This is a genomic window from Lysinibacillus sp. NPDC093712, assembly GCF_050280025.1.
Lineage (GTDB): Bacteria > Bacillota > Bacilli > Bacillales_A > Planococcaceae > Lysinibacillus.
Window position 1 is genome coordinate 152,735 of sequence record NZ_JBNNUU010000004.1, and the last position, 14,197, is coordinate 166,931.

General features: G+C 37.9%; 12 protein-coding genes. All 12 read right to left on the reverse strand.

What is annotated here, in order from left to right; translation table 11 throughout:
- Positions 1 to 41 precede the first annotated feature (41 nt).
- On the reverse strand, positions 42 to 245 hold the full coding sequence (gene rpmE, locus ACQKNX_RS16270; RefSeq protein WP_004269457.1) for a 50S ribosomal protein L31: 204 nt from the start codon (positions 243 to 245) through the stop codon (positions 42 to 44).
- A gap of 170 nt (positions 246 to 415) precedes the next feature.
- A complete protein-coding gene (locus tag ACQKNX_RS16275; RefSeq protein WP_427429778.1) occupies positions 416 to 1,465 on the reverse strand; it encodes an NAD(P)/FAD-dependent oxidoreductase in 1,050 nt (349 codons plus the stop codon).
- 92 nt (positions 1,466 to 1,557) lie between these two features.
- Positions 1,558 to 2,592: a FecCD family ABC transporter permease gene (locus ACQKNX_RS16280; RefSeq protein ID WP_427429779.1), complete on the reverse strand. Its 1,035-nt coding sequence runs from the start codon at positions 2,590 to 2,592 to the stop codon at positions 1,558 to 1,560.
- Entirely contained in the window at positions 2,589 to 3,641 is a 1,053-nt protein-coding gene (locus ACQKNX_RS16285; protein WP_427429780.1) for a FecCD family ABC transporter permease, read from the reverse strand. The genes ACQKNX_RS16280 and ACQKNX_RS16285 overlap by 4 nt, the downstream gene beginning before the upstream one ends.
- A 33-nt stretch (positions 3,642 to 3,674) precedes the next feature.
- A complete protein-coding gene (locus tag ACQKNX_RS16290) occupies positions 3,675 to 4,469 on the reverse strand; it encodes an ABC transporter ATP-binding protein (protein WP_427429781.1) in 795 nt (264 codons plus the stop codon).
- A 19-nt stretch (positions 4,470 to 4,488) separates the two neighbouring features.
- Entirely contained in the window at positions 4,489 to 6,213 is a 1,725-nt protein-coding gene (locus ACQKNX_RS16295) for an ABC transporter ATP-binding protein (protein ID WP_427429782.1), read from the reverse strand.
- A gap of 105 nt (positions 6,214 to 6,318) precedes the next feature.
- Complete coding sequence (locus tag ACQKNX_RS16300; RefSeq protein ID WP_427429783.1) at positions 6,319 to 8,226, reverse strand: AraC family transcriptional regulator; 1,908 nt, start codon at positions 8,224 to 8,226, stop codon at positions 6,319 to 6,321.
- A 381-nt stretch (positions 8,227 to 8,607) separates the two neighbouring features.
- Entirely contained in the window at positions 8,608 to 9,891 is a 1,284-nt protein-coding gene (gene rho, locus ACQKNX_RS16305; RefSeq protein WP_340821000.1) for a transcription termination factor Rho, read from the reverse strand.
- A gap of 146 nt (positions 9,892 to 10,037) precedes the next feature.
- On the reverse strand, positions 10,038 to 10,994 hold the full coding sequence (glpX, locus tag ACQKNX_RS16310) for a class II fructose-bisphosphatase (RefSeq protein ID WP_427429784.1): 957 nt from the start codon (positions 10,992 to 10,994) through the stop codon (positions 10,038 to 10,040).
- 96 nt (positions 10,995 to 11,090) lie between these two features.
- Complete coding sequence (locus ACQKNX_RS16315; RefSeq protein ID WP_427429785.1) at positions 11,091 to 12,377, reverse strand: UDP-N-acetylglucosamine 1-carboxyvinyltransferase; 1,287 nt, start codon at positions 12,375 to 12,377, stop codon at positions 11,091 to 11,093.
- A gap of 60 nt (positions 12,378 to 12,437) precedes the next feature.
- Positions 12,438 to 13,088 carry a fructose-6-phosphate aldolase gene (gene fsa, locus ACQKNX_RS16320; protein WP_427429786.1) on the reverse strand — a complete coding sequence of 217 codons (651 nt, stop codon included), beginning with the start codon at positions 13,086 to 13,088 and terminating at the stop codon, positions 12,438 to 12,440.
- Positions 13,089 to 13,238: 150 nt separating this feature from the next.
- Entirely contained in the window at positions 13,239 to 14,093 is an 855-nt protein-coding gene (locus ACQKNX_RS16325; protein WP_427429787.1) for a class II fructose-bisphosphate aldolase, read from the reverse strand.
- Positions 14,094 to 14,197 lie beyond the last annotated feature (104 nt).

Genomic DNA, 14,197 nt, shown 5'->3' on the forward strand with positions numbered 1-14,197 from the left:
AATACCTGCCAAGCACATGCTTGGCAGGTATTAAACTAACATTAGTTTTTAAGACCGTATTTTTTGTTGAAACGATCCACGCGACCATCAGCAGACGCGAATTTTTGACGGCCAGTGTAGAATGGGTGACATTCGTTGCAGAACTCGACAACGATGTTTTCTTTAACTGAACCAGTTTTGAAAGTGTTACCACAAGAGCAAGTTACTGTTGCTTCTTTGTAGTCTGGATGAATTCCTTGTTTCATATTCGTTTTCTCCTCTCGCCCTGAACCATCTGGAACAGAGTATTATCGAACTGTACCTTACATAGCCCGAATATGTCGGCTACATATGTACACGTTGCATACTTTTGAAGTATAGCATAGTTATTTTATTTTTTTCAAGCAAAAAATATTGAAAAACTATATTACAATTTTTAACCACGAACTTCGCGATAATCGTTATCTACTAATCCTATTTGTTTATTGCGCTCTTTAAATCGAATATTATGTGATGATACATACGCCACTTTTGGAGCATCTGGCTCTAAAAATAATTTTGCACTATTTAACGCTAAAATACCATCCGTAAACGCACCCGCAATTAATCTTACTTTACTAGGATGATCAATAAAATCACCTGCTCCGTAGATGCCTTCTATATTGGTTTCACGCTTCTCATTGACGATAGCTACTCCATCTTGAATTTCTAATCCCCATTCCTCAAGAGCTCCATAATCACATTTTAAGCCATGATTAACAACAACCGCATCTACTCGCACTCGTTCCATTTCATTTGTTTCTTTATTCACAATTGACACATACTGTATTACATCACCATCACTATGTAATTGCACCACTTCGTATGGTGTTTTAACATTGACAGAGGATTCTCGCATACGTAAGACATTTTTTTCATGACCACCAAATTCATCACGACGATGGACAATTGTTACACTAGCAGCGATAGATTCTAGCTCATTCGCCCAATCCACTGCGGAATTGCCACCACCTGAAATAAGTATATGTTTGTTGCGGAAAATCTCTAATTCTTGCACAGTATAATGTAAATTCGTTACTTCGTAGCGGTCTGCTCCTTCTATTTCAAGCTTTTGCATTGAAAGTACACCATAACCAACTGCTAATATTATTGCTTTAGAATAATGTTTCTCTCCTGATGCTGACGTTAAAATAAATGTTCCATCACTCTGTTTTTCTAATTTTTCTATCTTTTGATTTAAAACAATTGTTGGATCAAACGTTTTTGCCTGTTCGATAAGTTGTTGAATTAACTCCTCACCTAATATAGGCTTTACACCACCAACGTCCCAAATCATTTTTTCAGGATAAATAAGCATGCGTCCACCTAGTTGAGAGCTAAATTCTATAATTTTCGTTTTTAAATCGCGCATTCCGCTATAAAAAGCTGTATATAATCCTGCTGGTCCACCTCCAACAATCGTTACATCATACAATTCTTCTACCATATCTTTCTCCCCTTTTCTACTAATAAAGTTTGGTCCTATTCTTCCTAAGAACAATGATATTCATTCTCAATTAGTAATATGAGAAATCTATTTTATTCCTTTAATCGCGCTAATAAATATAAAAAATATGGTGCCCCAAAAACCGCTACAACAATTCCAGCTGGTATTTCTGAAGGCTCTAAAATTGAGCGACCTATCGTATCGGCCAATAACACTAAAAAGCCACCTAAAAGTGCCGCGGTAGGAAGCATAAATTGATGGTTTGCTCCCACAAGTTGCCGAGCTAGATGTGGTGCAATTAATCCAACAAATCCAATACCGCCACTAACAGAAACACTAGCTCCAGCCAGTCCAACTGATGCAGCTAATAACCAACGACGTTCTTTTTCAATAGAAGCACCTAATCCAATCGATGTTATTTCGCCCAGATTTAATATGTTTAAAACTCGAGATCTTGAATAGATAAATGGTAGTAAAATTAATAACCATGGTAATAAGGATAGGACAAACCTCCAATTCGAGCCCCAAATACTACCCGCTAGCCACGTAGCCACAAATTGATAATTTTCAGGGGTAAGACGAAGTGTTAATACAATCATTGCTGAACTAATTCCAGCAGCCGCCGCAATTCCCGTTAAAATTAAACGCATTGGTGTGATACCTTCATAGCGTTTATAAGACAGTGTATAAATTAATACCGCTGTTATCCCTGCCCCTAAAAAGGCTAGTACTGGTAGTAAATATACGGGTGCTGATTTAGTCGTTGAGAAAAAGGAAATATACAGCATTACAGCTAGCCCAGCACCGGCATTAATGCCTAAAATACCTGGATCCGCTAATGCATTTTTTGAAATGCCCTGTAAAACAGCACCTGCCATAGCTAAACCCATCCCTACTAAAACACCAATGACAATTCTAGGAAGCCTAAATTGAAATAATATTAATTGCTGTTGCGCATCGCCCTGTCCAAAAAGAGTACTTATTACTTCCATTGGTGTCAGTTTAATTACGCCAGTATTCATACTAATTACAAAGGTAATTACTATCAAAATAATTAGTGTAGCTATTATGAGGAAATTTTTTCTTCTAACCTTTTGCTGATTTTGTGTTAAAAAATTGTTACTCACAGTTCCTTTCCTCCTTTACGTGCTAAATAAAGAAAGAATGGAACCCCAATTAAAGCAATTAATGCACCAATCGGCGTTTCATATGGCGGATTAATAGTACGCGCAACTAAATCAGCGAGTACAACGAGTAATGCTCCATATACTAATGAGCAAGAAATAATCCATCGATAATCGTGTCCAACTATGTATCTCGTAAAATGGGGAACAATTAATCCTACAAATCCAACAGCACCTACAACTGAAACTGCCGCTCCTGCTAAAATTAAAACAATCACCATCCCCCACACTCTCACGACAACAGTTCGTTGACCTAGTCCTATCGCAATTTCTTCACCTAAGCTTAGCAACGTAATTGAGCGGGATAGTATAAGCGCACCTATCATCGCAATTAATATCCATGGCGATAATATTTGAAGATGACTCCACATCGTCCCAGAAACACCCCCAGCATACCAAAATGCTAGGTCTTGTCCAATACGGTAATAAAGTGCAATTCCTTCACCGAGCGCACCAAGTAAAGCACTAACAGCAGCGCCAGCAAGAACTAGACGCATCGGTGATAAGCCCCCTTTAGACAAGGAGCCCACACCATAGACAATCGCAACACCGAGTCCTGCACCTACAAACGACCATAAAATTAAAAACATATAGGGCATGCCAGGAAAAAAGGCAAAGCAAACAGCGAGCATAAATGCCGCTCCAGAATTCAATCCTAATAACCCTGAGTCTGCTAAAGGGTTGCGCGTCATACCTTGCATTATCGCACCAGCAACTGCAAAGCTTGCACCTACTAACGCTGCTCCAAGTACTCGTGGTAAACGAATATCATGAATAATTTGATGTGTTGTTAATTCTGGTGAAAATTGTGTAATTGCAGTCCAAACAGTACTTAATGAAATATCTGCTGCTCCTAAAGAAATAGCAAAGCCAATGGCAAAAATTAATGCAATTACTCCTAAAATCAAAGCTACTATTCCGCGTATTGGGTGAGATTGTTTCTGTAGCTCATCTATATCGCTGAGCCCTTCTACTCCTGTCGACGCAGTCATTCTACTTCCTCCTCTTAACTTCCATTCCTCCGCTTAATCTTTCATATTGTATAGCTGATAAGATAGACAAATTGGATTTTTACTATATGGACAGACAGCCATTTCAGCGTCGATATTGAATACTGTTTGTAAATTCTCCTTTGTCATTACTTCTTGAGGGCTGCCACTTACGATCAATTTTCCGTCTCGCATAGCCATCATAAAATGAGAAAACCGAGACGCGTGGTTTAAATCATGCAATACCATAATAATCGTTCGTCCTTCTTCCCTATTGAGTTTTTCAAGCAATAATAAAATATCTAGCTGATGTGCTAGATCCAAATATGTTGTCGGTTCGTCCAGTACTAAAATATCCGTACCTTGAGCCAATGCCATCGCAATCCATACTCTTTGGCGTTGACCACCTGACAATGCCTCAATGGGACGATCGCAAAACTCTCTTAGTCCTGTCACATCAATTGCCCAATGAATATATTTGTAGTCTTCCTTGCGCAATGTACCGAACCCTCCTTGATGAGGGAAACGGCCATATGATATTAATTCAAAAACAGTTAATCCTCCTGGTGCACTTGCTGTTTGAGGCAAAATTGCCATCTTTTTTGCCACTTCTTTTGTCTTTAATTGATGAATGGCCTTACCATCTAAATAAACAGCACCATCTTGTGTTCGTAATACACGCGCAACAGCCTTTAATAAAGTAGATTTTCCACAGCCATTTGGGCCAATAATTGTTGAGATTTGACCTTTAGGAATGGCAACACTTAAATCATCCACAATAAGCGTTGAGGAGTAACCAATCGCCACATGTTCGATCTCCAATACTGACATACAAAACTTCCTTTCATTTTTAGATTTGCAAACCAAATTGTGCTGTGTACAAACCGTAATAAGCATTTTTCATAGCCATTAATTGTTCATGTGTTCCTTCTTCTATAATTCCTTTTTTCGATACGACGACAATACGGTCTGCATCTTTTATTGTCGCCAAGCGGTGTGCAATGACTAACGTTGTGCGTCCTTTGGAAAGTTCATGTAAAGCCTGCTGAATAGCCTGTTCTGTTTCTGTATCTAAAGCAGATGTTGCCTCATCCAAAATTAAAATTTTAGGATTTTTTAAGAAAATACGTGCTATAGATAATCGCTGTTTCTGTCCACCTGATAATTTCACGCCACGTTCACCAATTAACGTATCCATACCATCTGGTAATGCTTGTATCATCTCTTCAAGCTGTGCTCGTTTTGCCGCATACCAAATATCATTCTCACTCGCCTGTAAATCTCCGTATGCAATGTTTTCTCGAATCGTACCATCAAATAAAAAAACATCCTGTTGCACAATGCCGATATGTGAGCGTAATGAATGAAGCTGAAAATCTCGTATATCTATTCCATCAACTTTTATTGATCCTTCACTCACCTCATAAAAGCGTGGGAGTAAACTACAAATGGTCGATTTCCCCGCTCCAGATGGACCAACAAGCGCTACTGTTTCTCCAGACTGAACTGTAAGATTAATATTATTTAATGTTCGTTCTGTATCGGTATAACCAAATGAAACTTGGTTAAATGTAATATTGCCATCAATAGACTCTATTAGCTTAGCTTTTGGGCGGTCTGCAATTTCTGGTGCTGTTTCTAAAAAATCAATATAGCGTTTAAAACCAGCCATGCCCTTTGGATAACTCTCAATAAACATATTTATTTTGTTAATTGGTCCAATTAAAATGCTAGATAAAAGAATAAAAGCAATAAATTCACCATTCGTTAAATAGCCCTTTAAAACAAAGTATGCTCCGACAAATAACGTAAATAATGATAAAACCTTTGTTAATATGCCATAAAGAGCTTCATTCCAAGCCATCACCTTATAAGAAAACAATTTTGTTGCTCGGAATTTTTCATTATTCTTTTTGAAGCTTTTCTTTTCATGGTCTTCATTTGTAAATGCTTGTACTACTCGAATACCACTGACGTTATTTTCTACACGGGCATTAAAGTCTGCAATATCGCTAAACATTTGATGAAATGCTTTCGACATAAGCTTGCCAAAAATAATGGTTAGCAAAAGAATAAATGGTACAAGAATAAAGATTAATAGCGTAAATGTAGGATCAATATAAAACATGACGCAAAAAGATCCGATTATTGTCATCATTGCAATAAACATATCTTCTGGACCATGATGTGCAAGCTCACCGATGTCCATTAGATCATTTGTTAATCGTGAGACAAGATGTCCTGTTTTGTTGTTATCAAAGTAGCGAAAAGAGAGCTTTTGAATATGATTGAACGCTTCCCTTCTCATATCCGTTTCAATATTGATGCCAAGCATATGCCCCCAATATGAAACAATAAAATCTAAAATTGAATTAAAAACATACAACAACAGCAGCAATCCACTTGCCATCATAATCCACTTTAATTCACCATCTGGAAGAATATCATCAATTACTTTATTTAAAACTAATGGAAATGCCAGCTCAATTAGGGCAACTAAAATTGCACAGGAGAAATCTAATATAAATAATCCTTTATATGGCCTGTAATAAGTAAAGAAACGTTGTAGTAACATGGATGTACCTCCTAATAAACATGCATTGTTTATGCTCTATTAAATGAAAGCTACCTAATTGCAAATCAGGTAGCTCACCTCATGTGTTCTCCACATTTCTACTTTTTATTTTTCCTGAGACTTTGTATACTCTACTATTTTGTCAGCTAAATCTTCTGCTTGATGTAGTCCAGATAAAGGATCGGAAGCAAAATAGTATTCCGCTTCTAAAGGAATTGTTTTATTATTTTTGATAACATCAAGATTTGTCCAAGTTGGAGGGAGTTTCCCGTCTTTATTAAAGAAATTAATAACGAAGACGTAATCACCAACATAATCACCGACTACTTCATAGGAGATTTCATAGCGCCCGCCATTTGATTCCTTTGTATCAAATAGCTCCTGAATTTTTTCTTGTGGTTTTACACCAAGAATTTGGTAGAGTGCTCGTCCTCCTGACACACTTGAATTTCCAACAACAGTTGCATTTTTTTCAAATAAATCATAAATCGTAAAAGTAGCACCATCTGGAATAGCAGCATTTATTTTTTGTTGTGCTTGCGTTACACGATTTTCAAAATCTTTGACAAATGCGTCTGCTTCTTCCTGTCTTCCTAAAAATTCGCCCATTGCTTTGACCTCATCAGTAGCTGAATTATAGGCTGTATCAGAAAAAACGATTGTCGGTGCAATTTTTTCATATTTTTCAACATCTTCTGGATTCCATGTAATGATTAAATCTGGCTTTAATTCTAAAATCTTTTCTAATGATGCATTACCGTCTGTTCCGACATTCGTAATTTCTCCGTCTTTATAGTACGGTTTTAAAAATGCTGCATAGTCTAAATTGGCTGTGATTGCTCCTACTGGCACAACATCCAATGCAAGGATTTGTCCCATATACCAGTCTGTCACAATACGCTGTGCTTTTACTGGAATTTCTACTTCTCGGCCACTGTCGTCCGTAATAGTTTTAGTCTCTGCTTCTTCTGTTTTAGGTACACTATCATTATTTTCTGCTTGTTGTTTTGTATCCTCACCACACGCTGCTAGTAAAACTAACAAACTTAGCAAAAAGGGCGTCTTTATATGTTTAAGCATTTTTTTCATCATGACTTCATTTTCCCCAATCTTAAATCGTTTTGCTTGCTCGAGCTGATTCTTATTGTATTGAAAATGATTCTCATTTGTAATAGCGATTTCGGACATAACGGCTGTATATTTCAGCCTAAAAATACTTGGCGCCATACTTGTCTCCTTTTTAAAGGCTCTACTAAAATAGTATTCATCCTCATATCCAAGAGAAACCGCAATTTCTTTAATGTCATATTGATTGGCTATTAAATATTGTTTTGCGCGTTTAATTTTGAGTTGCTGCAAATAAATTTGTGGCCCTATTCCATAACGAGCTTTAAAAATGCGTAATAAATGTCGTGTACTAATTTGGAGTGAATCTGCTAGCGTTTGTATTGATAACGGCTCATTTATATGTTCTTCTAAAAACAAACGTGCTAATTCTACCTTATCTATTTCATGTGGTCTACCCTGCCCTTCAGCAAGCTCTTGAAACACACGATAAATGAGCTCATAAAAGGATGCTTTTACAAATACATGCTCATGAATAGAACCTGTCTGCCACTTGTTAAACATGTCGTGTAACAACTTGTGAATCACAATAGGATTAGCAGGAACACATGAGAACTCTGTTTGAAAAGGCTGATATTGCATTTGTAAATGTTGCATAAAGGCATCGGCATAAATGACATCGCCTTTATAGTGAATTAGGAAGTAATTCAAAGGCTTTTTTGATTTTATATGTAGTGTTTGGGACTTTCCAATATGAAAAATGCTAAATCGTTGCACATGATAAGGATTATTTCCAATAACAATTTCTGCTTCACCAACTGTTATGATTAATAACGAACTGTAATTCATTACTTCTTTTTTTTGCACCTCGTTGTTAAATACGTATTCAATGTGTTTTACCTTGATATGTGCATTTTCCCATAGGAGCATGTAAGCATCATAATTCATAGCGTTCTCCTCAACTAATAAGACATACCATCATTATATTGATAATGATTATCAATTTCATTATAATTTTTAGAGCGCAAGAAAAAAACACCAATTACTATTATTAGTTACTGGTGTCAGAGTAGCGGTAAATTGTGCGTCGTTGATTTCCGCTACAGGCGGACGCTTTCCGCGGGCACACACGTAAGCCGCAACCCTCGCTGGCGCGCGGTTTATTGCGTCTTACGTTCTGTGCGTTCCCGCAGGAGTCGCCGCCCTCCGCTCCAATCAACTAGTAAAATTGTTTGAGTGCCTGGCACTTTAAAGTAGCGGAAATCAACGGCAGTTAAATGACAAAATAAAGACACCATTAACTATTACTAGTCAATGGTGTCTTTATTTTTAAAGTAGCCCTTTACCTTTAGTGGCCTTTTTCATATCTTCATTTAATTTTTCGAAGAATTCTTCGTTTGATTTTGTTGTGCGTATTTTTTTCAAGAAACGCTCTGCAAAATCTGGTGCATCTGAAAATGTTTTGCGAATCGCCCATAGTTTTTCAAGTTGTTCTGGTTCAAGAAGTAATTCTTCCTTACGTGTACCTGAACGACGAATATCAAGCGCAGGGAAAATACGACGCTCTGCTAATTGACGATCTAAGTGCAACTCTAAGTTACCAGTCCCTTTAAATTCCTCATAGATTACTTCATCCATACGTGATCCTGTATCTACTAAAGCTGTAGCTAAAATTGTTAAGCTACCACCTTCTTCGATATTACGAGCAGAACCGAAGAATCGTTTTGGTCTATGGAAGGCAGCAGGGTCGATACCACCTGAAAGCGTACGACCGCTCGGTGGAATAACTAAGTTATACGCACGTGCAAGACGCGTAATAGAGTCCATTAAAATAATAACGTCACGTTTATGTTCTACTAAACGGCGAGCTCGTTCTAATACGATTTCCGCTACCTTAACATGATTTTCTGGTACTTCATCGAACGTAGAACTCACGACATCCGCATTTACTGAACGCTCGATGTCCGTAACTTCCTCAGGGCGCTCATCTATAAGTAAGACGATTAACTCCGCCTCAGGATGATTCGTAGTAATGGCATTGGCAATTTCTTTAAGTAAAGATGTTTTACCAGCTTTTGGAGGCGCAACGATTAAACCACGTTGACCAAATCCTACTGGTGCTACTAAATCCATAATACGTGTTGATAGATTGCTCTGTGTTGTTTCAAGCTTAATTTGTCGATCAGGATATAACGGTGTTAATGCTGGGAAGTGAACACGTTCTTTTGCTACTTCAGGGTCTTCTCCATTTACAGCGTCAACCTGTAGTAAGCCATAGTAACGTTCATTTTCTTTAGGTGGGCGTACTTTGCCAGACACCTTATCCCCATTACGAAGATCAAAACGACGAATTTGAGAAGCAGAAATATAAATATCTTCTTTACTCGGTGAGTAATTTATTGGACGAAGGAAGCCGAAGCCCTCTTGCGAAACAATTTCAAGTACCCCTTCCATAAAGAAATAACCCTCTTGCTCTGAACGCGTTTTCAAAATAGCAAAAATTAATTCCTTTTTCGTTAGTTTGCTATAATACGAAATTTTGTATTGGCGTGCGAGGGCGTAAAGCTCTTTTAACGTCATGTTTTCTAATTGAGCGATTGTCAATGCAGACATATGCACAACTCCAGTCTTTTTCAAAATATAATGCATGTATTGGGGTAAACATAGAAGTTTTAAGTAAAACTATGGGATGGTTTTAATGAAGAAGAAGGTACCTAGTGCAATAAGTTGCACTAGGTATATTTTAGAAGAAAATATTATTAATAGCTAGGTTTTTTATCAAGCGCGTGACGACCTTCTACAAATCGTACAGTACCTGATTTTGCTCGCATAACAACTGAATGTGTTAATGCGTAAGCTCCTTTGTACTGAACACCTTTTAATAGCTCACAATCAGTGACTGCAGTTGCTGCAAAAATTGCATCGTCACCTTTTACTAAGTCATCTAAGTAAAGAACTTTCTCTACATCTACGCCCATTTGTTTACAGCGTTCTAACTGTTCTTCGTTTTCTGGCACTAATTTGGCCTGGAAGTCTCCGCCTAGGCATTTTAATGCAACAGCTGAAATAACACCTTCTGGTGCGCCGCCCATTCCAAACATAATGTCGATGCCTGTTTCATCGAATGCCGTGTTAATAGCAGCACCAACATCTCCATCTTGAATAAATTTAATACGTGCTCCCGCTTCACGAATCTCATCTACTATTGCTTGATGGCGAGGGCGATCTAATAGAGTAGCTACTACATCAGAAATATCTTTATTTTTTGCTTTCGCTACTTGTAATAAATTATAAGTAACAGAGGCATTAATATCAACTTTTCCTGCCGCTTCTGGTCCTACAGCGATTTTCTCCATATACATATCTGGTGCATTTAACAGATTACCCTTATCAGCAATTGCTAATACAGTCATTGCACCATTTGTACCTTTTGCTACTATATTTGTACCTTCTAAAGGATCGACTGCTATGTCTACTTGAGGACCGCCATTACGAAGGCCAAGCTCTTCACCGATATAAAGCATTGGCGCTTCGTCCATTTCACCTTCCCCAATAACTACTGTAGCATGCATTGGAATCGTATCGAACATTGAGCGCATTGCTGTCGTTGCTGCATCATCTGCCTCAATTTTCAAACCGCGACCCATCCATTTCCCGGATGCGATTGCTGCTGCCTCTGTTACTCGTACTACTTCCATCGATAAACTGCGTTCCATTGTTGTTTTGCCTCCCGTTATCGGCATGTTTCATTGTGCCGAAACATTCAAATTACCTTTATTGTAACATAATTGGCTCGAAACTTTTACCTCACATTATTCCTTTGCCTCTGCAACACTGACCATAATTGTTTCACGTCGAATATCTGCGCCTAAGTCACGTAATTTTTCAATAAGTGAGCTATAGCCACGTTCAATATGATAGATATCGTGAATTTCAGTTTCACCTTCTGCTAATAGGCCAGCTAATACTAATGCTGCACCCGCGCGAAGGTCTGTTGCAGTTACGCTTGAGCCATGTAATTTACTCTGACCGGTAATTATCGCTGTATTCCCTTCTACACGTGCGTTGGCATTCATACGACGTAGCTCATCAATATGTTTAAACCGAGCCGAATAGATCGTATCTGTAATTTTTGAGGAGCCAAATGCCTGTGTCATTAACACAGAAAGTGGTTGCTGAATATCTGTAGGGAATCCAGGATACACAATCGTCTTAACATCAACTGCCTGCAATGTAGATAGGTCTGTTTTTGGAACAAAAATGCTTTCGTCACCTATATCAATCTTGACGCCCATTTCACGAAGCTTTGCAGTAATTGCCTCTAAATGTAGCGGAATTACATTGTCTATCGTAATGCCGTCGCCAACTGCTGCTGCCATAATCATAAAAGTTGCAGCTTCAATACGGTCAGGAATAATTGTATGCTCCGTACCGTGCAGCTCATCAACACCTTCGATACGAATTACACTTGTACCAGCACCTTTAATATTGGCACCCATATTTGTAAGAAGTGTTGCTACGTCGATTATTTCAGGTTCTTTTGCTGCATTTTCAATAACCGTACGACCCTTTGCACGTACTGCTGCCAACATAATATTGATTGTAGCGCCAACACTTGCGACATCTAAATAAATTTTGGCACCAATTAATTCTTCTGCACGTAAATAAATCGCACCGTGCTCGTTTGTAATTTTAGCACCAAGTGCCTCAAAGCCTTTAATGTGTTGATCAATCGGACGCGGTCCTAAGAAGCAACCACCTGGCAAGCCAATGACAGCCTTTTTGAAGCGACCGAGCATTGCCCCCATTAAATAATAAGAGGCACGGAGTTTTTTCACATTACCATTTGGCAAAGGTAGTGCAAGCATTTCGGAAGGATCAATAATCATTTTGCCATTCTCAAATTGTACTTCTCCACCGATTTCTTCTAACAAGGCTTTTAAAGTCCAAGCATCTGAAATTTCTGGAATCCCTCCAATTGTCACTGGAGAGTTCGCCAAAATTGATGCTGGTATTAAGGCGACTGCACTATTTTTTGCACCACTAACTTTAATTGTACCTTTTAGACGATTTTCGCCTGTAATTTTATAAACATCCATTTTGCGTTCTCCCTCATGATTGGAAAGTAATTTTAGCATTTGACTCACTTTATAATCTTATTATTCACCTTTTCGCTTATTCCAATCCGCTAAAAATCCTTCAATTCCTTTTTCCGTTAATGGATGGTGGAAAAGTTGTTTTAATACTTTAAAAGGAGTTGTTGAAATATGAGCGCCCGCAAGAGCTGCCGCCGTTATGTGTTGAGGGTGACGAATAGATGCGGCAATAATTTGCGTTTCAATGTTATGGATTGTAAAAATATCTGAAATTGTTTCAATAAGCTCTACACCATTTTGACCAATATCATCTAAACGGCCGATAAATGGTGATACATATGTAGCACCCGCACGCGCAGCCATTAATGCTTGGTTTGCACTAAAAATTAGTGTTACGTTTGTTTTAATGCCTTTGTTTGCAAAGAAGCGGCAAGCCTCTAAGCCAGCTGGTGTCATCGGTAATTTAACTGTGATATTCGGTGCGATCGCAGCTAATTCTAGACCTTCTTTAATCATTCCTTCAGCTTCTAATGCAATTACCTCTCCACTTACTGAGCCGTCTACAAGCTCTGCAATTTCACGTAGTCGATCATGAAAAGAAACGTTTTCCTCTTTTGCAACTAATGATGGATTTGTCGTAACACCTGATAAAATACCCCATGCGTGTGCTTCTTTAATTTCGTCAAAGTTTGCTGTATCAATAAAGAATTTCATAATATTTCCTCCTAAACCCTATTTGTTTATATTTTTAATTTTTTTCAAAAAAGTTATTATGTCAAAAACAAGAGAAGGTCGATTGCGAGCATCAACACTTCTCTTATTATGTGTATTCATCTTTGCTTTTGTACAATATAAGAAGCTAAATTATGCTTTTTGTGCACTTCCAAATTCACGGATTTTACCGACAACTGTTGTTTTAATCGCTTCACGAGCTGGCGCTAAGAATTTACGAGGATCGTAAACATCTTTATCATTGTCCAAAATTTCACGAATCACTTTTGTAGCTGCGATTTGATTTTCAGTATTAACGTTAATTTTAGCAGTACCTAATGAAATTGAGCGTTGAATATCTTTTGTTGGAATACCTGTACCACCATGTAATACTAAAGGAAGATCTGCTAAGTTTGAGATTTCCTCCATTTCCTTAAAGCCTAAGTTTGGTTCTCCTTTGTAAGGACCATGTACAGAGCCAAGTGCTGGTGCTAGGCAATCAATATCTGTTAATTCAACCATTTTACGGCATTCTTCTGGATCAGCGTACATAATACCACCAATTACGCCATCCTCGTCCCCACCAACTGTTCCAAGCTCAGCTTCTACAGAGACACCTTTGGCATGTGCATATTCAACTACTTTTGAAGTAGTTGCGATATTTTCTTCGAAAGAATGGTGTGAAGCATCAATCATAACAGAAGTAAATCCTGCATCAATAGCTTCTTTACACTTTTCAAAGCTAGAACCATGGTCAAGATGAATAGCAACTGGAACTGTAATACCATAAGATTCCATTAATCCTTTTACCATGTGTACTACTGAGATAAATCCACCCATATATTTACCTGCGCCTTCAGATACGCCAAGGATTACAGGTGATTTCTCTTCTTCCGCTGCTTGTAAAATTGCTTGTGTCCATTCAAGGTTGTTGATGTTGAATTGACCAACTGCATAACCTTCTGCCTTTGCTTTAATTAACATCTCTTTCATAGATACTAATGCCATACTAAAAATCCTCCTTTTAGGACTATTCTTTATACATAAATGTGCTATTTAATCATAGCAAAAATATAAGCACCTGAAAAGAAATTTCAGGTGCTTATATTTTA

Bases quoted from the DNA above. Each gene is read 5' to 3' on its own strand.
- rpmE (WP_004269457.1), bottom strand. From the start codon at position 245: ATGAAACAAGGAATTCATCCAGACTACAAAGAAGCAACAGTAACTTGC.
- ACQKNX_RS16275 (WP_427429778.1), bottom strand. From the start codon at position 1,465: ATGGTAGAAGAATTGTATGATGTAACGATTGTTGGAGGTGGACCAGCA.
- ACQKNX_RS16285 (WP_427429780.1), bottom strand. From the start codon at position 3,641: ATGACTGCGTCGACAGGAGTAGAAGGGCTCAGCGATATAGATGAGCTA.
- ACQKNX_RS16290 (WP_427429781.1), bottom strand. From the start codon at position 4,469: ATGTCAGTATTGGAGATCGAACATGTGGCGATTGGTTACTCCTCAACG.
- ACQKNX_RS16295 (WP_427429782.1), bottom strand. From the start codon at position 6,213: ATGTTACTACAACGTTTCTTTACTTATTACAGGCCATATAAAGGATTA.
- ACQKNX_RS16300 (WP_427429783.1), bottom strand. From the start codon at position 8,226: ATGAATTATGATGCTTACATGCTCCTATGGGAAAATGCACATATCAAG.
- rho (WP_340821000.1), bottom strand. From the start codon at position 9,891: ATGTCTGCATTGACAATCGCTCAATTAGAAAACATGACGTTAAAAGAG.
- glpX (WP_427429784.1), bottom strand. From the start codon at position 10,994: ATGGAACGCAGTTTATCGATGGAAGTAGTACGAGTAACAGAGGCAGCA.
- ACQKNX_RS16315 (WP_427429785.1), bottom strand. From the start codon at position 12,377: ATGGATGTTTATAAAATTACAGGCGAAAATCGTCTAAAAGGTACAATT.
- fsa (WP_427429786.1), bottom strand. From the start codon at position 13,088: ATGAAATTCTTTATTGATACAGCAAACTTTGACGAAATTAAAGAAGCA.
- ACQKNX_RS16325 (WP_427429787.1), bottom strand. From the start codon at position 14,093: ATGGCATTAGTATCTATGAAAGAGATGTTAATTAAAGCAAAGGCAGAA.